The organism is Ruegeria sp. BF12, from assembly GCF_056538705.1.
The window spans coordinates 52,548-73,113 of record NZ_JBQFTP010000009.1 but is presented as its reverse complement, the minus strand read 5'-3'; the positions used below and the strand labels follow the sequence as shown (position 1 = coordinate 73,113).

The 20,566-nt window shown below is 60.0% G+C and carries 20 protein-coding genes; 14 read left to right on the top strand and 6 right to left on the bottom strand.

Annotated features, from left to right (window positions below):
* Positions 1-174: 174 nt before the first annotated feature.
* Together ACR0J0_RS14775 and ACR0J0_RS14770 are read left to right on the top strand one after the other, a co-directional pair.
* Positions 175-930, top strand: coding sequence for a hydroxypyruvate isomerase family protein (locus ACR0J0_RS14775; protein ID WP_480664916.1), 756 nt, complete (start codon positions 175-177; stop codon positions 928-930).
* Between the two features lie 62 nt (positions 931-992).
* Entirely contained in the window at positions 993-1,223 is a 231-nt protein-coding gene (locus ACR0J0_RS14770) for a DUF2798 domain-containing protein (protein WP_480664915.1), read from the top strand.
* A 43-nt stretch (positions 1,224-1,266) separates the two neighbouring features.
* On the opposite strand, the gene polA is transcribed toward ACR0J0_RS14770, so the two are convergent.
* Complete coding sequence (gene polA, locus ACR0J0_RS14765) at positions 1,267-4,068, bottom strand: DNA polymerase I (RefSeq protein ID WP_480664914.1); 2,802 nt, start codon at positions 4,066-4,068, stop codon at positions 1,267-1,269.
* A gap of 27 nt (positions 4,069-4,095) precedes the next feature.
* Here polA and ACR0J0_RS14760 point away from each other — a divergent pair, with 27 nt between their 5' ends.
* The gene (locus ACR0J0_RS14760) at positions 4,096-4,587 is read left to right on the top strand and encodes a hypothetical protein (RefSeq protein WP_480664913.1); all 492 of its coding nucleotides are present in this window, start codon (positions 4,096-4,098) and stop codon (positions 4,585-4,587) included.
* A 7-nt stretch (positions 4,588-4,594) separates the two neighbouring features.
* Here the strand turns inward: ACR0J0_RS14760 and ACR0J0_RS14755 are convergent, their stop codons facing one another.
* The gene (locus tag ACR0J0_RS14755) at positions 4,595-4,771 is read right to left on the bottom strand and encodes a zinc-finger domain-containing protein (RefSeq protein WP_480664912.1); all 177 of its coding nucleotides are present in this window, start codon (positions 4,769-4,771) and stop codon (positions 4,595-4,597) included.
* Between the two features lie 87 nt (positions 4,772-4,858).
* Between ACR0J0_RS14755 and ACR0J0_RS14750 the strand changes: the two genes are divergently transcribed.
* Entirely contained in the window at positions 4,859-5,851 is a 993-nt protein-coding gene (locus ACR0J0_RS14750; protein ID WP_480665055.1) for an ABC transporter ATP-binding protein, read from the top strand.
* On the opposite strand, the gene ACR0J0_RS14745 is transcribed toward ACR0J0_RS14750, so the two are convergent.
* Positions 5,848-6,312, bottom strand: a complete 465-nt coding sequence (locus ACR0J0_RS14745) for a DUF1203 domain-containing protein (RefSeq protein WP_480664911.1) — start codon at positions 6,310-6,312, stop codon at positions 5,848-5,850. The two genes, ACR0J0_RS14750 and ACR0J0_RS14745, sit on opposite strands and share 4 nt — an antisense overlap.
* Before the next feature lie 109 nt (positions 6,313-6,421).
* On the opposite strand from ACR0J0_RS14745, the gene ACR0J0_RS14740 reads away from it, so the two are divergent.
* From ACR0J0_RS14740 to ACR0J0_RS14730, 3 genes are all read left to right on the top strand, one after another.
* Positions 6,422-9,340, top strand: a complete 2,919-nt coding sequence (locus tag ACR0J0_RS14740) for an error-prone DNA polymerase (RefSeq protein ID WP_480664910.1) — start codon at positions 6,422-6,424, stop codon at positions 9,338-9,340.
* Between the two features lie 48 nt (positions 9,341-9,388).
* Positions 9,389-9,802, top strand: coding sequence for a group III truncated hemoglobin (locus ACR0J0_RS14735; protein WP_480664909.1), 414 nt, complete (start codon positions 9,389-9,391; stop codon positions 9,800-9,802).
* Between the two features lie 147 nt (positions 9,803-9,949).
* Positions 9,950-10,906: a DMT family transporter gene (locus tag ACR0J0_RS14730; RefSeq protein WP_480664908.1), complete on the top strand. Its 957-nt coding sequence runs from the start codon at positions 9,950-9,952 to the stop codon at positions 10,904-10,906.
* Between the two features lie 63 nt (positions 10,907-10,969).
* On the opposite strand, the gene ACR0J0_RS14725 is transcribed toward ACR0J0_RS14730, so the two are convergent.
* On the bottom strand, positions 10,970-12,082 hold the full coding sequence (locus ACR0J0_RS14725) for an S-(hydroxymethyl)glutathione dehydrogenase/class III alcohol dehydrogenase (RefSeq protein ID WP_480664907.1): 1,113 nt from the start codon (positions 12,080-12,082) through the stop codon (positions 10,970-10,972).
* A 130-nt stretch (positions 12,083-12,212) separates the two neighbouring features.
* Between ACR0J0_RS14725 and ACR0J0_RS14720 the strand changes: the two genes are divergently transcribed.
* Together ACR0J0_RS14720 and ACR0J0_RS14715 are read left to right on the top strand one after the other, a co-directional pair.
* Entirely contained in the window at positions 12,213-12,500 is a 288-nt protein-coding gene (locus ACR0J0_RS14720) for an I78 family peptidase inhibitor (protein ID WP_480664906.1), read from the top strand.
* A gap of 61 nt (positions 12,501-12,561) precedes the next feature.
* Positions 12,562-14,214: a DUF6504 family protein gene (locus ACR0J0_RS14715; protein ID WP_480664905.1), complete on the top strand. Its 1,653-nt coding sequence runs from the start codon at positions 12,562-12,564 to the stop codon at positions 14,212-14,214.
* Positions 14,215-14,230: 16 nt separating this feature from the next.
* On the opposite strand, the gene ACR0J0_RS14710 is transcribed toward ACR0J0_RS14715, so the two are convergent.
* Entirely contained in the window at positions 14,231-14,956 is a 726-nt protein-coding gene (locus ACR0J0_RS14710; RefSeq protein WP_480664904.1) for an SDR family NAD(P)-dependent oxidoreductase, read from the bottom strand.
* A 229-nt stretch (positions 14,957-15,185) separates the two neighbouring features.
* Here ACR0J0_RS14710 and ACR0J0_RS14705 point away from each other — a divergent pair, with 229 nt between their 5' ends.
* Genes ACR0J0_RS14705 through ACR0J0_RS14685 form a run of 5 tightly spaced genes read left to right on the top strand, consistent with a single transcriptional unit; the run spans position 15,186 to position 19,392 of the window.
* Positions 15,186-16,517 (top strand): NAD(P)/FAD-dependent oxidoreductase, encoded by a 1,332-nt coding sequence (locus ACR0J0_RS14705; protein WP_480664903.1) that lies wholly within the window; start codon positions 15,186-15,188, stop codon positions 16,515-16,517.
* A complete protein-coding gene (locus ACR0J0_RS14700; RefSeq protein WP_480664902.1) occupies positions 16,471-17,016 on the top strand; it encodes a hypothetical protein in 546 nt (181 codons plus the stop codon). Before ACR0J0_RS14705 ends, ACR0J0_RS14700 begins: the two co-directional genes overlap by 47 nt.
* Complete coding sequence (locus ACR0J0_RS14695) at positions 17,016-18,239, top strand: MFS transporter (protein WP_480664901.1); 1,224 nt, start codon at positions 17,016-17,018, stop codon at positions 18,237-18,239. Before ACR0J0_RS14700 ends, ACR0J0_RS14695 begins: the two co-directional genes overlap by 1 nt.
* A complete protein-coding gene (locus ACR0J0_RS14690) occupies positions 18,236-18,853 on the top strand; it encodes a DUF3833 domain-containing protein (protein ID WP_480664900.1) in 618 nt (205 codons plus the stop codon). Before ACR0J0_RS14695 ends, ACR0J0_RS14690 begins: the two co-directional genes overlap by 4 nt.
* A complete protein-coding gene (locus ACR0J0_RS14685; RefSeq protein WP_480664899.1) occupies positions 18,850-19,392 on the top strand; it encodes a DUF3833 domain-containing protein in 543 nt (180 codons plus the stop codon). Before ACR0J0_RS14690 ends, ACR0J0_RS14685 begins: the two co-directional genes overlap by 4 nt.
* Before the next feature lie 61 nt (positions 19,393-19,453).
* On the opposite strand, the gene ACR0J0_RS14680 is transcribed toward ACR0J0_RS14685, so the two are convergent.
* Positions 19,454-20,467: a porin gene (locus ACR0J0_RS14680; protein ID WP_480664898.1), complete on the bottom strand. Its 1,014-nt coding sequence runs from the start codon at positions 20,465-20,467 to the stop codon at positions 19,454-19,456.
* Positions 20,468-20,566: the final 99 nt, after the last annotated feature.

Here is a 20,566-nt window from a genome sequence, read left to right as displayed (position 1 = left end):
TGATCAAACCTTCTGTTGGCACGGCACCGTTGAAATGATTCGCCGCGTCGCAATGAACGTCTCTGATTCAATCCGCGCGATCTGGTCGAATTTCGACAAACTGTCGTTTTCAGTCTCTTTCGCTGAAATTGGCTCGCGGATAAGGTCGGCCCATCAGCTATCCAAAGGCCACCAATGCCAAAATTCGCAGCGAATATATCCCTGCTCTTTGCCGAACTTCCCTATCTGGACCGGTTTCAGGCCGCAGCAGATGCCGGGTTCAAGGCTGTCGAGATACTGTTCCCCTACGATCTGGCCGCCAAAGAAACACGCCGCGCCTTGCTGGCCAGCGGGCTCGATCTGGTTCTGATCAATGCGCCGCCGCCCAATTACACGGGCGGCGACCCCGGCTATGCCGCCATCCCCGGTGGCGAGGCACGGTTTCAATCAGATATCCGCCGCGTTCTGCGATATGCCGACGTCCTGCGCCCTGAACTGATCCACATCATGTCAGGCTATTCCGCTGGGCCGGATGCCTTTGACTGCATGGTGCGGAACCTGCAATGGGCAGCCGACCAGGCACCCCAGCAGCAATTCACGATTGAACCGCTCAACCCCGTGTCGCAGCCCGGCTACTACCTGAACGACTATGAATTGGCGGCGCAGGTATTGGACCGGGTGGATCGCCCTAATGTCGGCCTGCAATTTGACAGTTTCCACGCCCATATGATCCACGGCAATGCGCAGGCGATCTGGGATCGTTTTCACCCTCGGGTCGTCCACGCCCAGATCGGTGCGGCCCCGGATCGCAGCGAACCGGGACGCGGTCCGACGGATTTCGCTAGCCTGTTCACCGCGATGGATGCCGCAGGCTATGCCGGTTGGGTCAGCGCCGAATACACGCCCTCAACGCCACGCACACCTGACAGTTTTGGCTGGATGCGGGTCTAGCTCTGGCCTTTTGATTGAAAATACAGCACATCGGGAACGTCTCGACACTCAGGATGCCCAAAATGATTTCTGCCCGTTATGCCCGCGCCGTGTTCAGCCTGATCATGTCCGGCCTGATGTCCTGCATCGTGACCGGCATCGCGACCGTGAAAGCCATTGGATTTGGCCCCGACACCCTCGGTGACTGGATGGCGTCCTGGGCCTTCAGCTGGCCCATCGCCTTCTCCGTCATCCTGCTGTTTGGCCCATCCGTGCAACGGCTGGTCGACCGCATGGTCAGTCCACAGGACTGACCCGCTGCGAAGAGGCCTCGCCGGGCCTGATGAGCAGCGCGCCTTAGTGCGCCTCGGCCCAGTTGGCACCTTTTCCGGCATCCACGCTCAGCTTCACATCCAGCTTCACCGCCGGGTCAGAAGCGCCTTCCATGACGCCTCGCGCCACGTCGATCACCTGATCCACCGCATCTCCGGCTACTTCGAACAACAATTCGTCATGCACCTGCAGCAGCATCTTTGCAGGCAACCCGTTGATGGCATCCGGCATCCGTACCATCGCGCGTCGGATCACATCCGCCGCCGTGCCCTGTATCGGCGCGTTGATCGCCGCCCTGCGCGAGAACCCTGCATGCGGTCCCTTGGCGTTGATCTCTGGCGTGTGGATTTTCCGCCCGAACAGCGTCTGCACATAGCCATGCTCTTTGGCAAATGCGACCGTGTCATCCATGTATTTCCGAATGCCCGGGAAGCGTTCGAAATAGCGGTCAATAAAGCCCTGCGCTTCGGCCCGAGGGATGCGCAGGTTGCGCGCCAGGCCAAAGCCGGAAATGCCATAGATCACACCAAAGTTGATCGCTTTGGCCTGACGGCGGATATCCGGCGTCATCTCGTCCAGCGGGACGTCGAACATCTCGGACGCGGTCATGGCGTGAATGTCCAGCCCATCGGCAAACGCCTGTTTCAAAGCCGGGATATCCGCAATATGCGCAAGAATCCGCAGCTCGATCTGGCTGTAGTCCAGACTGACCAGCACGTTCCCCGGTTCGGCAATGAACGCCTCGCGAATGCGCCGCCCTTCCTCGGTGCGCACCGGGATGTTCTGCAGGTTCGGATCGGTCGAAGCCAGACGACCCGTATTGGCTCCGGTAATGGAGTAAGACGTATGCACGCGCCCGGTATCGGGGTTGATATGGGTCTGCAACGCATCGGTGTAGGTCGATTTCAACTTGGACAGCTGCCGCCAGTCCAGCACCCGGCGCGGCAACTCATGCTCGGTCGCCAGATCCTCTAGGATATCCGCACCGGTCGAATACTTGCCGGTCTTGCCCTTCTTGCCACCTTCCAGACCCATCTTGTCGAACAGGATCTCACCCAGCTGCGCAGGCGAACCGACGTTGAAATTCTCACCAGCCAATTCGTGGATTTCAGCCTCTAATCCAGCCATTTTCTGCGCAAATGCGTTGGACATGCGGCTCAGTACATCGCGGTCGACCTTGATACCGTGCATTTCCATCTCGGCCAGAACCGGCACCAGCGGACGTTCGAGCGTCTCATACACCGTCGTCACCTGCACTTGATGCAGCTGCGGCTTGAACAGCTTCCACAAACGCAAAGTGATGTCGGCATCTTCGGCCGCATAGGCAGTCGCCACGTCAATCGGAACCTTGTCGAAGGTGATGGCGGATTTGCCTGTTCCCAGCAGCGGTTTGATCGGGATCGGCGTATGGCTCAGATACCGCTCGGACAGCGTGTCCATACCGTGACCATGCTCACCGCCGTGCATCGCGTAGGACATAAGCATCGTGTCGTCGATCGGCGCAACAGACACCCCGTAACGCTTAAATATCTTGGCGTCATACTTCATGTTCTGCCCGATCTTCAGGATCGACGGATCCTCGAACATCGGTTTCAGCAGCGTTAGAGCCTCATCCAACGGCATCTGCCCTTCGGCCAGCGCATCCGAGCCGAACAGGTCATCCACCGCTCCATCGCGGTGGGTCAGAGGGATATAGCAGGCTTCACCCGGCTCAACGGACAACGAAATACCCACCAGATCGGCGATCATTTCGTTCAGACCGGTGGTTTCGGTATCAACCGCCACCCAGCCGCGCTCATAGGCCTGATCGACCCATTTCTGCAACGCCGCCGCATCCCGCACGCATTCATATTTAGACGCGTCGAACGGGGTCGCCTCAGCCTCGGGTTCGGCAACAGCGGCGGGCGCTTCAGGAATGACCGGTGTCTCAACGCCCAGCTTGTCAGCGATCCGTTTGGTCAGGGTGCGGAACTCCATCTCGGCCAGAAAGTTCATCAAGGTTTCCGGCTCGGGATCTTTCACCTCAAGGTCATCCAGCGTGAAATCCAGCGGCGTGTTCTCATCCAGCTGCACAAGCTTTTTCGACAGCTCGATCTGATCGCGCTTTTCTATCAGGGTCTGGCGACGCTTGGGCTGCTTGATCTCTTCCGCGCGGTTCAGCAGCGTTTCCAGATCACCATATTCATTGATCAACAAGGCCGCCGTTTTGACCCCAATCCCCGGCGCACCAGGCACGTTATCCACGCTGTCCCCGGCCAGTGCCTGTACGTCCACAACGCGTTCCGGCCCGACGCCGAACTTCTCGAACACCCCATCGCGGTCGATGCGCTTGTTCTTCATCGCATCCAGCATCTCGACCCCGTCACCGACCAGCTGCATCAGGTCCTTGTCTGAACTGACGATGGTAACACGCCCGCCCGCCTCACGCGCCTGAACGGCCAGAGTTGCAATGATGTCGTCGGCCTCGTAGCCTTCCAGCTCTTTACAGGCGATGTTGAACGCTTTGGTCGCCTCGCGGGTCAGCGGCATCTGCGGGCGCAGATCCTCGGGCATCGCCTCGCGGTTGGCTTTGTAGAGGTCATACAGATCATTGCGGAAAGTGTGCGAGCCCTTGTCAAAGATCACCGCCACATGAGTCGGCGCATCCGGCCCCTCGTTCCCTTCGACATATTTCTGCAGCATGTTGCAGAAGCCCGAAACGGCCCCAATCGGCAGGCCATCCGATTTCCGCGTCAGCGGTGGCAGAGCGTGATAGGCCCGAAAAATAAAGGCCGATCCATCGATCAGATGCAGGTGGCACCCTTTTCCGAATTCGCTCTTGCTCATGCTGGTGCGCCTCATAAGATCATGATCATGGTCAATCTGCACGTTTTATCGGTCATCGCGCCCGCAACCGCAATCACTCTCGTGGCAACAACCGTATCGGCAGGCCCGAAACTGCCATCCGACTGCGTTGGCGCACATAGCAGCACCTCTAACTGCGCGCCGATTCTGGCTTGTTTGGGCGACAATGGGATTTACTTCACCGGACGTGCCATAGGGTGGGGAAGCGGCACGCACGCCGGACGCACCAGTGCCGATTTCGCGTGCAATGGCGAGTGGACGGCAAAAGGAAGCTTCGGTTTCGGCGAAGCCACGATCGAATGCGACAATGGCTTGACCGGGCGCGCCTTTTTCACCTACCAGCACCCGCAAACCGGCACGGCCAGCGGTTTAGGCAAGCTTAGCAATGGTGAATCGTTTCGCGTTTGGTCCGGTGCCAATGTCGATCAGTTCCTGATCAACAAGTACGGCGACGTCGATGCAGGTGCGCTCTGTCAGAGTTTTTCCAAACCCGGTGCCTGACGGGCGATCAACCCTGCTCTGAACCCTTCAGAACATATTTGCAGTCGCAATAGGGGCACTCGACCCAACCGGCATCCTCGGGGATCTGCAACCAGACACGCGGATGGCCCAATGAACCCTCGCCACCGTCACAGGCGACACGGGCGGTTTCGACGATCTTGATTTCCGGCGCTTCGATGGTCACGGCTGGCGATCCTTCACTGGTTGTCGGCCTCGCGGGCATGCATTAGGTGCGTTTATGAGCGATGAGCAAACCGGGAGCAAGAGCCACATGGCAGATGCGGCAATCAGGATCGAAGGACTGCGCAAGATCTATCGTGGTGGCAAAGGTCAGCCCGAGAAGCATGCGCTGAAGGGCATCGATCTGACCATTCCGCGCGGGTCGGTTTTTGGCCTGCTGGGTCCGAATGGGGCTGGCAAGTCGACTCTGATCAACATCCTGGCCGGTCTGGTGGTGAAATCGGCGGGCAGCGTTTCGATCTGGGGTTTCGATCAGGACCGAAATCCGCGCCAATCCCGCGCTTCGATTGGGGTCATGCCGCAGGAACTGAACCTTGACCCGTTCTTTACCCCGCGCGGCGCGCTGGAGGTTCAGGCAGGACTTTATGGCGTGCCTAAAGCGCAACGCCGCAGCGACAAAATCCTTGAACTGGTCGGGCTCAGCGACAAGGCCGAGGCCTATGCCCGCACCCTGTCGGGCGGCATGCGCCGGCGCTTGCTATTGGCCAAAGCGCTGGTGCATCACCCCAAAATTCTGGTGCTGGATGAACCCACCGCGGGCGTGGATATCGAGCTGCGTCAGATGCTCTGGACCAATGTGCGCAAGCTGAACGAACAGGGTATGACCATCATCCTGACCACCCACTACCTGGAAGAAGCGCAGGAGATGTGCGATGAAATCGCCATCATCAACAACGGTGAAAAGGTGACGCAGGACAGCACCAGCAACCTGCTGTCCCGCATGGATAGCCGCACGATGGTCATTGTTCCCGACGGCCCCGTTTCCGATCTGCCCGCCACCGACGGCGTCGAGGCCGCCCTGCGCGACGATGGCAACCTTGTGTTGCAATACCGCAGCACCCTGACCAGTGCCGAGCGGGTTCTGGAAGCTGTGCGGGCTGCCAACATCCGCATTCGCGACGTCCGCACCGAAGAAGCGGATCTTGAGGATGTATTCCTCGAACTGACCTCCAGCCGTGCCGAAGACCTCCCGGCGGGTGATCAGGATCAGCCGCACCGGGGGATGCATCGGGTCAAGCTTTAGACGCGATCAATCCGGGCCTGATAGCAGTTGTTCCGCGCAGACCGAACGTGGATGTAGGCGACGTCGGAGCGGGCAAATATGTCCCGGACCGCCGCGCCGATCTGATCCTTAGGCGTTATTGAACCGGTGCCATACACGATCCGGTCATCCGCGCCATAGCCCTTGACCAGATAGTCCGGTGAGGTGGTCAGAACCTCAGGCATCGCGCCACCCTCATACCGGTCGCATGGCTTGGCACACAGAAAGATCGGGCCGGTTTCGGCATAAGGATGTGACTCTAAAAAGGGCCGATGCGCCAGTATCAGCATCTCAGCGCCTTCGGGGATATTCTGCAGACAATGGCGGCAGGGATTGCCTGCACCTTTCGAAACGGCGCGCTCGGGTGCCGCGCCATAAGCATCCGGGCCGCCCGCCTGCAGTGCGCGCACCTCTTCTGTGGGTAGTGCAGTGATCTTGAACATCTCAGGTCTCCTTTTTCGTGACCATGCCCATGTGTCCCGGCCCGCGCGACCCGTTTCCTGCGGAAAGGACTCGAAAAAGAACAAAACGTGAATATAATATGGAATCGCCATGTATGCCGAGCTATCGATCACGTCGAATTTCACCTTTCTCACCGGGGCGTCCCACCCCGAGGAGTATATGGAGCGTGCTGTCACCCTCGGTCTGCCCTCTATCGCCATCGCCGATGACAACTCGGTCGCCGGCATCGTCCGCGCCCATACGCAGGGGCGCGAAATCGCCCGCAAGGTGCGCGAACGGTTGGAGTGGGAGGCACAGAACACGTCGATTGGCCCGCCCTGCCCCGATCACATCCCCAAACCGCCATCCTATCCGATCCACGCGGTGCCCCGCCTGATCCCGGCGGCAAGGCTGATCTTCACCGATGCGCCCACTGTCACTGCCCTGCCCCTAAACCGGCAGGGCTGGGGCAATCTGTGCCGTATCTTGTCGGCGGGCCGTCTGCGCGCCGAAAAAGGCGACTGCATCCTGCACCTGTCAGACCTGCTGGAGTTCTCCGACGGCCTTCACCTGCTGCTCTGGCCACAAGCGGATCGGTCCCAGGGCGGCGCGAGTGTGTGGCGGACACAGGCGCAACAGCTGACGCGCCGCTTTTCCGGGCGGATGCATCTGTTGATGCACCCCCGGTATGATGGCGCAGATAGCACATATTTCTCCGTGTTAGAGACTAAATCAAAACAGCTCGGCATCCCCACCCTCGCCAGCGCCACGCCGATTATGCATCACGGGAGCCGCCGTAAACTGGCCGATGTGGTGACCGCCATCCGCCTGCGCCGTAAGGTCGACGATCTGGGCCGCGACGCACTGGCCAATGGCGAACAGCGCCTGCGATCCGAGATCGAGATGCTGCGGATATTCAAAAACCATGAGGGGGCCGTCGCCCGCGCGCATGAGCTCAGCGAACAGCTCACATTCTCGCTGGACGAGCTGCGTTATGAATATCCCAGCGAAGGCAGTGAACAGGAAACCCCGACCCAGCGCCTGCATCGGCTGGCGCATGAAGGGTTGAAATGGCGCTATCCGGCGGGCGCGTCCGAGAAAGCAAAAAAGATGCTGGCGCATGAGCTCACCTTGATCGGTAAGCTGAAATACGAACCCTATTTCCTGACCGTCCGCGACATCGTCCATTTCGCCCGCTCCCGCAGTATCCTCTGCCAGGGGCGCGGCTCGGCAGCCAATTCGGTGGTCTGTTTCTGTCTCGGCATCACCGAGGTCAGCCCCGAGATGGGCACGATGGTCTTTGAACGCTTTGTATCCGAGGCACGGGATGAACCACCCGATATCGATGTAGATTTCGAACATGAACGCCGCGAGGAAGTAATCCAGCACATCTATGACCGCTATGGCCGCGAACGCGCGGGTCTCTGCGCTACAGTTGTGCACTACCGCGGCAAGCGCGCCATCCGCGAGGTCGGCCGCGCTATGGGGCTAACCGAAGACACAATCTCGGCCCTCTCCTCGCAACTTTGGGGCTTCTTCTCGGCCTCTGGTCTTGAAGCCCAGCGCATGCGTGAAATCGGCCTTGATCCAGAGGACCGGAGGTTAAAGCAGACTCTAATGCTGGTCTATGAGATCGACGGCTTCCCCCGGCATCTGTCTCAGCATGTCGGCGGCTTCATCATCACCGAGGGGCGTTTGGACGAGCTTGTCCCCATTGAAAACGCCACGATGGAGGACCGTACGGTCATCTGCTGGGACAAGGACGATATCGACTCTCTGGGCATCCTCAAGGTCGATGTCCTCAGCCTTGGGATGTTGACCTGCATCCGCAAGGCGTTCGACCTGATCGGCCAGCACCACCAGACCAGCTATACGCTGGCCACCCTGCCGCCTGAGGACCCGGTGGTCTATGACATGCTGTGCAAGGCGGACAGTGTCGGTGTATTCCAGGTGGAATCACGGGCGCAGATGAACTTCCTGCCCCGCATGCGGCCCCGCAATTTCTATGATCTGGTGATCGAGGTCGCCATCATCCGCCCCGGCCCCATTCAGGGCGACATGGTCCACCCCTATATCCGCCGCCGGAACGGAGAGGAGGAGGTCAGCTTCCCCTCGGACGAGCTGGGTGAGGTATTGGGAAAGACGCTGGGCGTGCCCCTGTTTCAGGAACAGGCCATGCAGATCGCCATCGTCGGCGCGGGGTTCACCCCGGAACAGGCCGACCGGCTGCGGCGATCGCTGGCAACCTTCAAGAAGCATGGGTCCGTCAGCGAGTTCCGCGCGCTGTTCCTGCGCGGTATGAAGCGCAACGGATACGAGGATGACTTTGCCGAGCGCTGTTTTTCTCAGATCGAAGGCTTCGGCTCCTACGGTTTCCCCGAAAGTCACGCAGCCAGCTTTGCGCTGCTGGTCTATGCCTCGGCCTGGATCAAATGCCACCACCCGGGCATCTTCGCTTGCGCCCTGCTGAACTCGCAGCCCATGGGGTTCTACGCCCCGGCCCAGATCGTGCGCGATGCTCGCGAACACAGCGTGCAGGTGCGTCCGGTCTGCATCAATGCCAGCTTCTGGGACAATGTGATGGAGCCAGACGGCCAGGGCGGGCTGGCCCTGCGGCTGGGCTTTCGTCAGATCAAGGGGCTGAGCGAAGAGGACGCCAGCTGGCTGACCGCCGCGCGCGGAAACGGCTACCACCAGGTTGACGACGTCTGGCGCCGCGCGGGCCTTGGCCCCTCGGTGATCGAGCGTCTGGCCGAGGCCGATGCCTTTGCCGCCTGCGGCCTGACCCGGCGCGAGGCATTGTGGCAGGCCAAAGCGATTGCCACCACCAAACCGCTGCCGCTGTTCTCGCAGGATCTGGAGGGCGAGGCGCTAGACGAACCCCAAGCCTATTTGCCGAAAATGACATTGGGCGAGCAGGTGGTCGAGGATTACGTCGCCACCCGCCTCAGCCTCAAGGCGCATCCGGTGGCCCTGCTGCGGCATATTCTGACGCCCGGGCAGCGCGACAAAACCACGCCTGTTGCCTGACGCCTGAACCGGGTATCCGCCCAGAACAGAGTCGAAATCAGGCCCGAAATGACCAGACCAACCCTACCACCGCGCTTTCCCGCAACGCCAGACCAGATCAACGCGCAGGTCCGCGCGTTTTACGCCCGTGTTCGAGACGACGCGATACTGGGGCCTGTCTTCAACAAACACGTCACCGACTGGCCCGCGCATGAGGAAAAGATCGCCGCCTTCTGGCGCAATGCGATCCTGTTCGAGCGCAGCTATGACGGCAATCCGCAACGCGTTCATATCGAACGTCCCGATGTAAAGCCCGAATTCTTCGCCCACTGGCTGGACCTGTTCGAAGAAGTCGCGACCCAGACCCTGCCGCCCGAGACCGCCACGCCATGGGTCGCTTTGGCCCGGCGTATCGGTGTGGGGATGAAGGCCGGTGTGCAATCGGCGCGCCAACCCAAGGATGCTCCGCCGATCCTGCGATGAACCCGCATCATAGCGGCCATGCGATGTTAGCGGTAAATTAGGGGCTATGCGCCCCGCCAAAATCGGTTTACTCAAAGGCAAGCCAGCCGCAGCGCCCGCGATGTGGTGGCACGTCACAACACCGACACATCACCCGAGGCCGCACCGATGAGCACTCAGAACTCCACCCTCCGGGGACTTGGCTATGCATTTGTGGGCTTTGCGGTCTTTGCCAGTCATGACGCGCTGATCAAGACGCTGGGTGCCACCTATTCGGTGATGCAAATCATCTTTTTCGCCACGCTGTTTTCCTTTGTGCCGATGGCGGTTTCCATGCTGGCCGACCGGACGCCCAGCAACTTCCGCCCGCACCATCCCTGGCTGGTGATGTTGCGCTCGGCCCTTGTGGTCACTGCCATGTCCTGTGCGTTTTATGCCTTTTCGGTCCTGCCACTGGCCGAAGTCTATTCGCTGCTGTTCTCATTTCCCCTGATCGTCACCGTTCTGTCGATACCGATATTGGGCGAAGTCGTGCGAGTTCAGCGATGGGCGGCTGTCGGCGTCGGCCTGATCGGCGTCCTGATCGTGCTGCGCCCCGGCACGACTGAGATCACTCTGGGCCATCTGGCCGCGCTGACGGCTGCGTTCTGCAGTGCGTTCGGGTCGGTTCTGGTACGCAAGATCGGGAATGAGGAGCGATCCGCTGTCCTGATCCTCTATCCGATGCTTCTGGCCATCGTCGTCATGAGCGCCGCGCAACCCGCCGTGTACCAACCCCCGTCCCTACTGCATCTGGCTATGATGGCCCTGGTCGGCCTGTTCTCCGTCATCGCCCAACATCTGATCATCCTGGCCTATCGCGCGGCACCTGCCGGTGTTGTCGCCCCCAGCCAGTACAGCCAGATCATCTGGGCCACGATCTTTGGTATGGTTTTCTTTGGCGAACGCCCGGATGTCTGGGTCGCGGTGGGTGCAAGTATCATTATCGCGTCGGGCGTTTTTGTCGTTTGGCGCGAAAGCCGGACGAACGTATCCCCCAACAAACCGGTTCTGCGCGTGCGCTCGCCCCGGGTCGATACTGGTGCATCGGCAAGACCCAACCGAAATACGGACGCCGAAAACTAAAACGGCGCGCTCAAGAAAGCGCGCCGATCAATTCGTTTTCAGTTTTTTAGAGCCTGTTTCCGGTCAGTAAACGACCACAGACCGGATGCTTTCGCCCCGATGCATCAGGTCAAAGCCGTGGTTGATGTCATCCAGACCCATGGTGTGAGTAATCATCGGATCGATCTCGATCTTACCTTCCATGTACCAGTCAACGATCTTGGGCACGTCGGTCCGGCCACGCGCGCCGCCGAACGCGGTGCCGCGCCATGACCGGCCGGTAACCAGCTGGAACGGACGGGTCGAGATTTCAGCGCCGGCAGGTGCCACGCCGATGATGATCGACTCACCCCAACCCTTATGCGCCGATTCCAGTGCGTCGCGCATCACGCCGACATTGCCGGTGGCGTCGAACGTATAGTCTGCTCCGCCTTTGGTTAGGTTGACCAGATAGGGAACCAAATCGCCTTCGACCTCTTTCGGGTTCACGAAATCGGTCATCCCGAACTTGGTGGCCATTTCGACCTTCGATGGGTTCAGGTCGACACCAACGATCTGATCTGCTCCGGCCAGACGCAGGCCCTGGATCACGTTCAGGCCGATGCCGCCCAGACCGAACACGATAGCGCGGCTACCGATCTCGACCTTGGCGGTGTTGATCACCGCACCGATACCGGTGGTCACGCCGCAACCGATATAGCAGATCTTGTCGAACGGCGCGTCCTCACGCACCTTTGCCAACGCGATTTCAGGCAGAACCGTATGGTTAGAGAAGGTCGAGCAGCCCATGTAGTGCAGGATCGGATCGCCATCCAGTGTCGAGAAACGTGAAGTGCCGTCGGGCATCAGGCCCTTGCCCTGCGTTTCGCGGATCGCCTGACACAGGTTGGTCTTGGGGTGCAGACAGTATTCACACTCGCGGCATTCCGGGGTGTAGAGCGGGATCACGTGATCGCCGGGCTTCAGGCTTGTTACGCCCGGACCGACCTCGACCACGACGCCTGCGCCTTCATGGCCCAGAATGGCCGGGAACAGGCCTTCGGGGTCGGCACCCGACAGGGTGAACTCATCGGTGTGGCAAATGCCGGTGGCTTTGATCTCGACCAGAACCTCGCCCGCCTTGGGGCCTTCGAGGTTCACATCCATCACTTCCAAAGGTTTGCCCGCCTGAACGGCGACGGCGGCACGGGTACGCATGGTCGTTGTCTCCCTGTCTTATTTGCCCCGACCCTGCGTCAATTGCAGGGCGTTTTCAACTGCGCTTTGGTGACAGGTTGGCTAATTGTTTGATATTGCAGTAACGACATTGTCAGAAGGAGAAACGCCAATGTATCGTTTTATTCCAGCGCTAGTCCTGCTGGCAGCCTGCGCCGAGACAACCGCGCCTGTGGAAACGCCGACTTCGACGGACGCCGCCCCTGTTGATCTGGCCTTTTGTCAGGGCGAGGCTTTTGCGGATTCCATTGGCCAGCCGGTTTCGACCATTCAGGCCCAGCTGCCCGAACGGTCGCGCGTTCTGGGCCCGGATGACATTGCCACACAGGATTACCGCATTGACCGTCTGAACGTTTATGTGACCGGGTCTGGGATCATTCAGCGCCTGACCTGCGGGTAAGCGTGGACTCGGGCGCTGATTCTGCGATAAGAACAAAATGGGAACACTTTGATGTCTGCCGATGCCCAAACGCCGAATACTCTCGCTCTGGTTTCCCCGTCTGGGGGCTGAACGGCTGGTCCGCGCTGCGCGGGGCCTGCAGGATGGGCCTTTGGCCGTGGTGGCCGAGCAGTCGAACATGCAGGTCGTCACCTCTCTGAACGCCGAAGCGCAGGCCGCCGGTCTGCGCGTGGGTCAGCCGGTGCGGGACGCTCATGCGATGTGCGCCACCTTGGTGACACGCCCGCGTAACGCCCCGGCTGAGGCCGCGTTCCTGACCGCTTTGCGCCGTTGGGCGGGCAAGTTCAGCCCCTGGGTGGCCGAGGAATCGCCGGATGGCCTGATCGTTGACCTGTCGGGCTGTGCCCATCTGTTCGGTGGCGAAGAGGCCTTGCTGAGCGTCCTTGAAACCGACTGCGCCGATATGGGGCTTAGCGTGCAGATGGGCATCGCGGACACGCTGGGGGCCGCATGGGCACTGGCGCGCTATGCGGGACAAGAGGCCACATCCGACCGCAACGGCGACGCCATCAGCCAGGAGGCCCGCGCCACCCGCGCCCGGGCGGGAAAGCGACGGCACTGGACCAAAGGCGGGGCTGCGCCGCAGGTGATGGCCCTGGGTGGTGGCGCGCGGATCGCAGCACCAGGGCAATCCTATGGCGCCCTCAGCCCCCTGCCCATCGCAGCGCTGCGGCTTGAGGATCAGATCGTGGCGCAGCTGAACCGCCTGGGTCTGCGCCGGATCGGCGATCTGCTGGGCCAGCCGCGCGCCAGTTTGGCGCGGCGGTTCGGGCGGGGGCTGGTGCTGCGGCTGGATCAGGCGATGGGCAGCGCCCCCGAGCCGGTTTCACCCGCCCGTCCGCCGCATCACTTTGCGGTACGGATGACCCTGCCCAACCCGATTGGCCTGATCGAGGATGTGATGGCCGCCATCGACCGGGTTCTGCCCACGCTTTGCACGAAGCTTGAGGAGAAAGGCCGCGGCGTCCGCACCCTGCGGCTTGAGGCGCATCGCGCCGATCAGGCGGCTGAGATTGTCGAGGTTGGTCTGGCACGTCCAACCCATGACAAACACCGTATTCGTCCTTTGTTAGAGATGAAAATCGACAAGATTGATGCGGGCTATGGCATCGACATGCTGCGGCTCGAGGCGGTACAGACCGAACCCATCCATGCCCGCACCATGGCCGGCCATGCCGAGGCTGGCCGCGCCGTACGTGACCGGTTGGCGGGTAATACGGCCGTGGATGACCTGATCGGCAAACTGGGTGCGCGGGTGGGGTTGGAAGCAATCACAAGGCGTCACCCGGCGGCCTCTCATATCCCCGAGAAAACGGCGCAGACACTGGCCGCTGCGTGGTCGGAACCCGCGCGCGACTGGCCTGCCCCGCCGCGTCCACGCCCCTTGCAAATGTGGCAACCCGAGCCGGTGATGGCACCGGAAACTCCGGATGTTCCAACCGCCTTTCGCTGGCGCGGGCGCGACTGGCAACTGGCGCAGGCCACCGGCCCGGAACGCATCGCACCGGAATGGTGGCTGGACGACCCCAACTGGCGCAGCGGTGTGCGCGATTACTGGGTGGTGGTGACCGAACAGGGTGAGCGTCTCTGGCTGTTCTACGGCCATGGCGGCACCATGTCGGCTGGCTGGTTTTGTCAGGGGCAGTTTGGCTAGATCACCAAATTAGAGTCTATTTTCCGCGATAAACCAGAAAATCCGGCAGGTAGTCCAGCAACCGGATCACCCAGGAAAAAGGTGCCGGAAAATCGGTGCGGAAGCGGCGGCGCGACATTGCCTTGACCACCCGATCCGCTGCAACCTCAGGCGTCATCAGCATCGGCATCTTGAAATTGTTCTTTTCGGTCAGGCGCGTCTTGATGAACCCCGGATTGACGATGCGCACCGTCACCCCGGTGCCCGCCAGATCGAACCGCATCGTCTCGGCCAGAGAAACCAGCGCCGCCTTGCTGGCCGCGTAGCCCACCGCCGCAGGAAGACCGCGATAGCCGGACAGAGACCCGATCAGAGTGATATCCCCTTGGCCTGCACGCACGAACCTGCGCACCGTCTCGCCGAGAACCCGCAGCGCGCCGACATAATTCACATCCGTCATCGCCAAAACTGCCTCGGTATCCCAATCGCCCGTGCGCATCGGCTCATAAGCGCCGGCGTTGTAGACCAGCCCGTCGACCTCTCCGGCCTCAACCGCGGCACGACGCACCGAATCCAGATCGGTCACATCGCAGGGAACGGCCTCTGCATTGGGCAGGGCCGCACAGATCTCGGCCAGACGGTCGGTATTGCGGGCCGACAGGATCAGGGTGGCACCCTGACGGCTCAATGCCTCGGCCAAAGCCCGGCCCAGCCCTTCGCTGGCACCGATAATCCAATAGGTTTTTCCCTCAAAACTGCTCATGCTCTGGTCATCCGGAATGTCGGGGACCACCGGCCCGGGACATGGGTTGCGTCGATTTCGTCATGCTAAGGAGTTTACGGAGCGGCGACAAAGACGGATCACGTCAACGCACAAGAAAATCAGGCCAGACCGCACAATCTAGGGCAGTTGCAAAAATAATCCAACGTGATTGATCCGCATTCGAACCTGCTGCGTAATCCTCTGTAAAATGTCGCACTAAGAGGATCACATGTTCGACGAATCACGGGGCGTACGTAAGAAAATCGCAATAGTAGGTGCAGGCATTTCCGGTCTATCCGCAGCATACTACCTTTCAGAAGACCACGACGTAACGGTGTATGAGGCCGAACCGAGGCTTGGTGGTCACGCCCGAACAGTGATGGCTGGCAAGAACGGGGATCAACCAGTCGATACCGGTTTCATCGTGTTCAACTATGCCACCTACCCGAACCTCACCAGATTGTTCGACGAACTGAACGTACCCGTTATCAAAAGCGAAATGAGTTTTGGGGCCACGATCGACAATGGCCGCATCGAGTACGGGTTAAACAACCTGCGCACCCTGACAGCGCAAAAGCGCAATCTGGCGCGCCCGGCGTACTATAAAATGATCGCAGATATTCTGCGGTTCGGGAAAGAAGCCCCCGAAGCGGCCAAGGATGACGATACCACCATTGGTGAGTTGATCGACGAATTGCGATTGGGTCACTGGTTCCGTCACAACTACCTGATGCCCATGTGCGGGGCCATCTGGTCGACACCGGTCGAGTTCATCGATCGCTTTCCGGCGCGTTCTCTGGTGCAGTTCTTCCGAAATCACGCCTTGCTGGCCGGAGACCGCTCGAAACAGCATCAGTGGTGGACGGTCAAAGGCGGCAGTATCGAATATGTTCGCCGGATTGAGTCCGCCTTGCGCGCACGCGGCAGCGAAATCCGCGTTGCCTCGCCAGTACAGCACATTCAGAGAGACGAGCTTGGGGTCACCGTGCACAGCGATGGACAGGTCGACCTGTATGACGACATTATCCTCGCCACCCACTCAGATCAGTCGCTGGCCATTTTAGGTGATAGCGCAACGGCCGAGGAGAGATCAGCGCTTGGCGCAATCAAATATCAGCCTAACAAGGCCGTTTTGCATTGCGATCCGGGCCAGATGCCCAAACGACGCGCCTGCTGGTCCAGCTGGACCTATCGCTCGCAGGCCGGGAATGTCGGGGTCACCTATTGGATGAACCGGTTGCAGAACATTCCGGACTCGGACCCGATGTTTGTGACGCTGAATGTCTCGGCAGACATCCCCAAGGATAAGATCTACGACGAGGTCGAGTTTGCGCATCCGGTATTCGATCAGGCAGCCCTGAAGGCACAAGGGCAAATTCGCGGAATGCAGGGACAAAACAGAACGTGGTTTGCCGGCGCATATAACCGGCACGGTTTTCACGAAGACGGGATTGCCAGCGCGATGAACATTGTCGAGCGGTTGAAAGGCACCCCGCAAACCATCGGAGCTGACAATGGCAATCTTGAAAAAGACCCGGCCATCCCTGTCCCGGCCGAATAAAGGAACATGGCGCGCGGCGCTTGTGTCACTGACCTTGCTGGCCCCTGGCGGGCTGGCGGCATCAACGGTGACGAACCAGCTGCCCAACGCTGAGCTTCGGGGAACAGCGACCTTTCGCTACTTGGGCCTGCCGATCTATGACGCAAAGCTCTACACGCCAGCAGGTGCGCCGTTCAGCTGGAATGAGGATTTCGGGCTGCAACTGACCTACCGAAAAAACCTGAAACAGAAGGCGCTGGTTGAATCGACGCTCGATGAGATGGCGCGGCAGGGCAATAGTGGACCAACACAGGCACAGCTGGAGCAATGCTTTCAGGCCGTCGGCAAAGGCGACAGCTATCTCGCCATCTCGGAAGGGCCAAACAAGGTCGGGTTCTGGCGCAACGGGCGCAAGGCCTGCACTCTGACCCACCCGGGCGTGAAAAAGTCGTTCATGTCGATCTTCCTCGGTAACAACACCAGATCCGCAAGCTTTACGCGGCAACTGAAGGGTCGGTGATGCTGTATCCCCGGGTCAGCCTCTATGCGCTGATGCTCGCAGCGGCGGGTATACCGCTTTATATTCATTTGCCGCGCTTTGCTTCGGTCAACCTTGGCATCAGCCTCGGGGTGCTGGGGACGGTTTTGCTGGTGATACGGTTGGTCGATCTGGTGCAGGACCCGCTGATTGGCTGGGCAATCGATCGCTGGCCGGGTGGCCAGTTATTGTTTGCTTTTGCGGCGTCGCTTGGGCTGGCAGTCGGCTTTCCCCTGCTCTTCTCTCTGTCAGAGGGTGCAAGCGTGACGTCGCTGATCCTCATCCTGATCCTGCTGTTCTCCGCCTACAGTCTGGGGACCATCTTGCTGTATGGGCGCAGTGCGACTCTGGCCAAGACACCTGATGCAAAGGAACTGATGACGCTGGCCGCCTTCCGCGAGGGCGGACAATTGACAGGTGTTGTCATCGCCGCCAGCGCGCCTGCCTTGCTCGTCGCTTTGGGAGCCGGAGCGCAGGGTTATCCCGCCTTCGGGCTGTTCCTTGGCGTGCTTGCCATCGTGACCATCGTTCTGACATACCCGATGTGGCGGCGTACGCCGATCACGGGTGAGGGCCTGTCCTTTTCGGGCCTCGGTCAGGCCGGAGCGCTACGCCTGCTGGTGCTGGCTTTGGTGAACAGCCTGCCGGTCGCCATCACTTCAACCCTGTTCCTGTTCTTTGTCGAGGACAGGCTGCAATTGCCGGGCAAAGCCGGTCCTCTGCTGATCCTGTTCTTCCTCAGCGCCGGGGCCAGCGTGCCGCTTTGGGCCAAGCTCAGTAATCGAATTGGCCCGAAACAGACTCTGATAATCGCCATGCCGCTGTCGATTGCCAGCTTCATCGGGGCAGCAATGTTGCCTGCCGGTGAACTGCTGGGCTTTGCTGTAATCTGCCTCGCTTCAGGTGCCGCACTTGGGGCCGACATGGTCGTCCTGCCGGCCATGTTTTCGGTCGTTCTGACGCGCGCGGGCCTGAATGCTTCGGCCGCATTCGGCATCTGGTCTTTTGCCGGCAAGCTGGGCCTTGCGCTCGCCGCCTTTTTCACTCTGCCCCTGCTTGAACGCAGCGGCTTCAACCCCGGACAGTCAAATTCCGCACAGGCGCTGGAAACACTCAACCTGGCTTATGCGGTACTGCCCTGCATCCTGAAACTCGGCGCGTTCGGAATGGTTCTGACGCTGCCCAGTGAGGTCACAGCCAAATGACGATCACATTGATCATACTGCTCGCCATCCTCGCCCTGCTTGCGGCCAAAGGCCGGTTCTTAAGCTTCCGGTCCCAGTCCCCCAAGGATTACGCCGGGACGGGTCCCGCGTTTCGTATGAAAGAAACCCTGAACGGAGAGATCCTGTCCGAGGGTCTGATCTATGGCCCAAACGGCAAGGTGACGAACAGCTTTGTCGCCCGAATGGTCGGGGAATGGGACGGTAACTCCGGCACGTTGGCCGAGTATTTCACCTATTCCAACGGCAAACAGATGACGCGCAAATGGTACCTGACGCTGGGCACCGGCAACACGTTCACTGCCATGGCCGACGACATTGTGGGCGAAGGTCAGGGGACGATATCAGGCTCGACCGTCAAACTGTCCTACCGGATCATTCTGCCCGAAGACGCCGGTCGCCACACGCTGGACGTCACCGATTGGATGTACCTCACCGAAAACGGTGTGATCATGAACCGGTCCGAGATGCGCAAATGGGGCATCAAGGTCGCCGAGCTTGTCGCGAGCATGCGCCCTGCTCCCGAGGTCAAATCTGCACATCTGAATGGCGCAAACGGATATGACGCGGATGCTGAACAGAGGCCGTTGCAATGATCTCGCGCCGGGTTCTGATTTCTGCGATTGCTATCGCCGGGCTTGCCGCTCTGGCCGCCTGTTCGGCCAAGCCGCGGGTTCCCAAAACCTTCCTGTCTGACAGGCAACTGAACCTCGAAGAGTTCTTTGAAGGCAAAACCGTGGCATACGGTCAGTTTCAGGACGTATTGGGTAATGTACCGCGCCGCTTTACGGTCGACATCGACGGCACCTGGAATGGCGAAACCCTGACCCTTGTCGAAGACTTCATTTACGATGACGGAGCGACCGAGCAACGCGTCTGGACCCTGACCAAAACGGGCGAGGATACGTGGACCGGCTCCGCCCCGGGCGTTCTGGGCACCGCAACCGGGATCGAACGGGGCGATACGTTCAACTGGAAATACAAGATCGACTTGCCAGTCAAGGAGGGCACCATGCGGGTCAATTTCGATGACTGGATGTGGCTGCTCGAGGATGACCGCCTGCTGAACCGGGCCTATGTCTCGCGCTATGGCGTACGGCTGGGCGAAGTCATTCTGTTCTTCGAAAAGAAGTGAGCATCCAACAAAAAAGGGCAGGTCCGAAGACCTGCCCTTGTACCTTGCGGTTCAAATCAACTTAGAAGTTGAACTGAGCACCGAAGTCAGCACGGATTTTGCCGTCCGCGTCGCCTTCTTTGATCTCACCGACACCGCCGCGCAGTGATGCACCGCCGCCCAGGTCGTAGATCGCGCCGATACCGATGTTGCGCTCGTCGTTATCCGCCGAACCGTCACCGTAAGCAAACTGCAGGGTGGTAGCAGCGCCAAGATTGTAGGCAAGCGACAGACCGTATGCAGTGCCGTTCTCGGCGTCGTTCACAACGTCATCGTCTGCGACGAACAGAGTACCCGAGAAGTCGCCGAACTCGGCACCCAGGGTCAGAACGGTCAGCGACTGCTTTTCGCTATTGCTATTCACAGACGCTTTGGTTTCACCATAGGCCAGAGCAGCGGTGATGTTGTTGAAGGTGTAGGTTGCGCTGACGTCCCAACGGTCGCCATCCTGCGGAACACCATCGACTGCGAAAGTCGCTTGGTCATACGACGCACCGAAGGCGAAGTCGCCGACTGCGTACTGGAAGAACACAGCGTTGGCACCCGAACCGGTCGAGGTGTACTCGAGGAACTCGTAGTTCACGCCCGAATACTGACCCAGGAACTCTTCCAGACCGGGCTCATTACCGAAGTAGTTTGCCAGGTTGTCAAAGGAACCAGCAACGTTACCGGCGTCAACACGCAGACCACCGTAGATGACCGAGAAACGTGCACCGTTCAGACCAGCGCGCTCCTGCTCGCCGTTGCCGGAATTGTCGTCAGCCTGCAGGCGGACACGTGCCTGGAACTCAACGCCGCCATCGGTTTCGGCGGTGCCGTCGATGTTCAGGCGGAAACGCGAAACCAGAATGGTGTTGTCGGTATCAACGGTCGCGGTACCAGTTGTACCAGTAGCGGTGTCGATGTTTGTTACGGTGCCGGTACGGTCTTCTTGGTAACCAATACCAAAACGGCCGTAACCGCTGAAACGGACGTCAGCTGCTGCAACGCTTGCGGTTGCGACCAGTGCCGTCGATGCAATGAGAAGTTTTTTCATGGTAAACCCATAAGCTTTGAGAGGAGTGCAGCCGCCAAAGCGACTGCTGGCCTACTCGGACAATTTCCGAGCGCACGCAATGGTTTCGCAGCATTTCTC

What these genes read in the sequence shown, in the direction of transcription:
- ACR0J0_RS14775 (WP_480664916.1), top strand. Translation starts at nt 175, where the DNA reads ATGCCAAAATTCGCAGCGAATATATCCCTGCTCTTTGCCGAACTTCCC.
- ACR0J0_RS14770 (WP_480664915.1), top strand. Translation starts at nt 993, where the DNA reads ATGATTTCTGCCCGTTATGCCCGCGCCGTGTTCAGCCTGATCATGTCC.
- polA (WP_480664914.1), bottom strand. Translation starts at nt 4,068, where the DNA reads ATGAGCAAGAGCGAATTCGGAAAAGGGTGCCACCTGCATCTGATCGAT.
- ACR0J0_RS14760 (WP_480664913.1), top strand. Translation starts at nt 4,096, where the DNA reads ATGGTCAATCTGCACGTTTTATCGGTCATCGCGCCCGCAACCGCAATC.
- ACR0J0_RS14750 (WP_480665055.1), top strand. Translation starts at nt 4,859, where the DNA reads ATGGCAGATGCGGCAATCAGGATCGAAGGACTGCGCAAGATCTATCGT.
- ACR0J0_RS14745 (WP_480664911.1), bottom strand. Translation starts at nt 6,312, where the DNA reads ATGTTCAAGATCACTGCACTACCCACAGAAGAGGTGCGCGCACTGCAG.
- ACR0J0_RS14740 (WP_480664910.1), top strand. Translation starts at nt 6,422, where the DNA reads ATGTATGCCGAGCTATCGATCACGTCGAATTTCACCTTTCTCACCGGG.
- ACR0J0_RS14735 (WP_480664909.1), top strand. Translation starts at nt 9,389, where the DNA reads ATGACCAGACCAACCCTACCACCGCGCTTTCCCGCAACGCCAGACCAG.
- ACR0J0_RS14730 (WP_480664908.1), top strand. Translation starts at nt 9,950, where the DNA reads ATGAGCACTCAGAACTCCACCCTCCGGGGACTTGGCTATGCATTTGTG.
- ACR0J0_RS14725 (WP_480664907.1), bottom strand. Translation starts at nt 12,082, where the DNA reads ATGCGTACCCGTGCCGCCGTCGCCGTTCAGGCGGGCAAACCTTTGGAA.
- ACR0J0_RS14720 (WP_480664906.1), top strand. Translation starts at nt 12,213, where the DNA reads ATGTATCGTTTTATTCCAGCGCTAGTCCTGCTGGCAGCCTGCGCCGAG.
- ACR0J0_RS14715 (WP_480664905.1), top strand. Translation starts at nt 12,562, where the DNA reads ATGCCCAAACGCCGAATACTCTCGCTCTGGTTTCCCCGTCTGGGGGCT.
- ACR0J0_RS14710 (WP_480664904.1), bottom strand. Translation starts at nt 14,956, where the DNA reads ATGAGCAGTTTTGAGGGAAAAACCTATTGGATTATCGGTGCCAGCGAA.
- ACR0J0_RS14705 (WP_480664903.1), top strand. Translation starts at nt 15,186, where the DNA reads ATGTTCGACGAATCACGGGGCGTACGTAAGAAAATCGCAATAGTAGGT.
- ACR0J0_RS14700 (WP_480664902.1), top strand. Translation starts at nt 16,471, where the DNA reads ATGGCAATCTTGAAAAAGACCCGGCCATCCCTGTCCCGGCCGAATAAA.
- ACR0J0_RS14695 (WP_480664901.1), top strand. Translation starts at nt 17,016, where the DNA reads ATGCTGTATCCCCGGGTCAGCCTCTATGCGCTGATGCTCGCAGCGGCG.
- ACR0J0_RS14690 (WP_480664900.1), top strand. Translation starts at nt 18,236, where the DNA reads ATGACGATCACATTGATCATACTGCTCGCCATCCTCGCCCTGCTTGCG.
- ACR0J0_RS14685 (WP_480664899.1), top strand. Translation starts at nt 18,850, where the DNA reads ATGATCTCGCGCCGGGTTCTGATTTCTGCGATTGCTATCGCCGGGCTT.
- ACR0J0_RS14680 (WP_480664898.1), bottom strand. Translation starts at nt 20,467, where the DNA reads ATGAAAAAACTTCTCATTGCATCGACGGCACTGGTCGCAACCGCAAGC.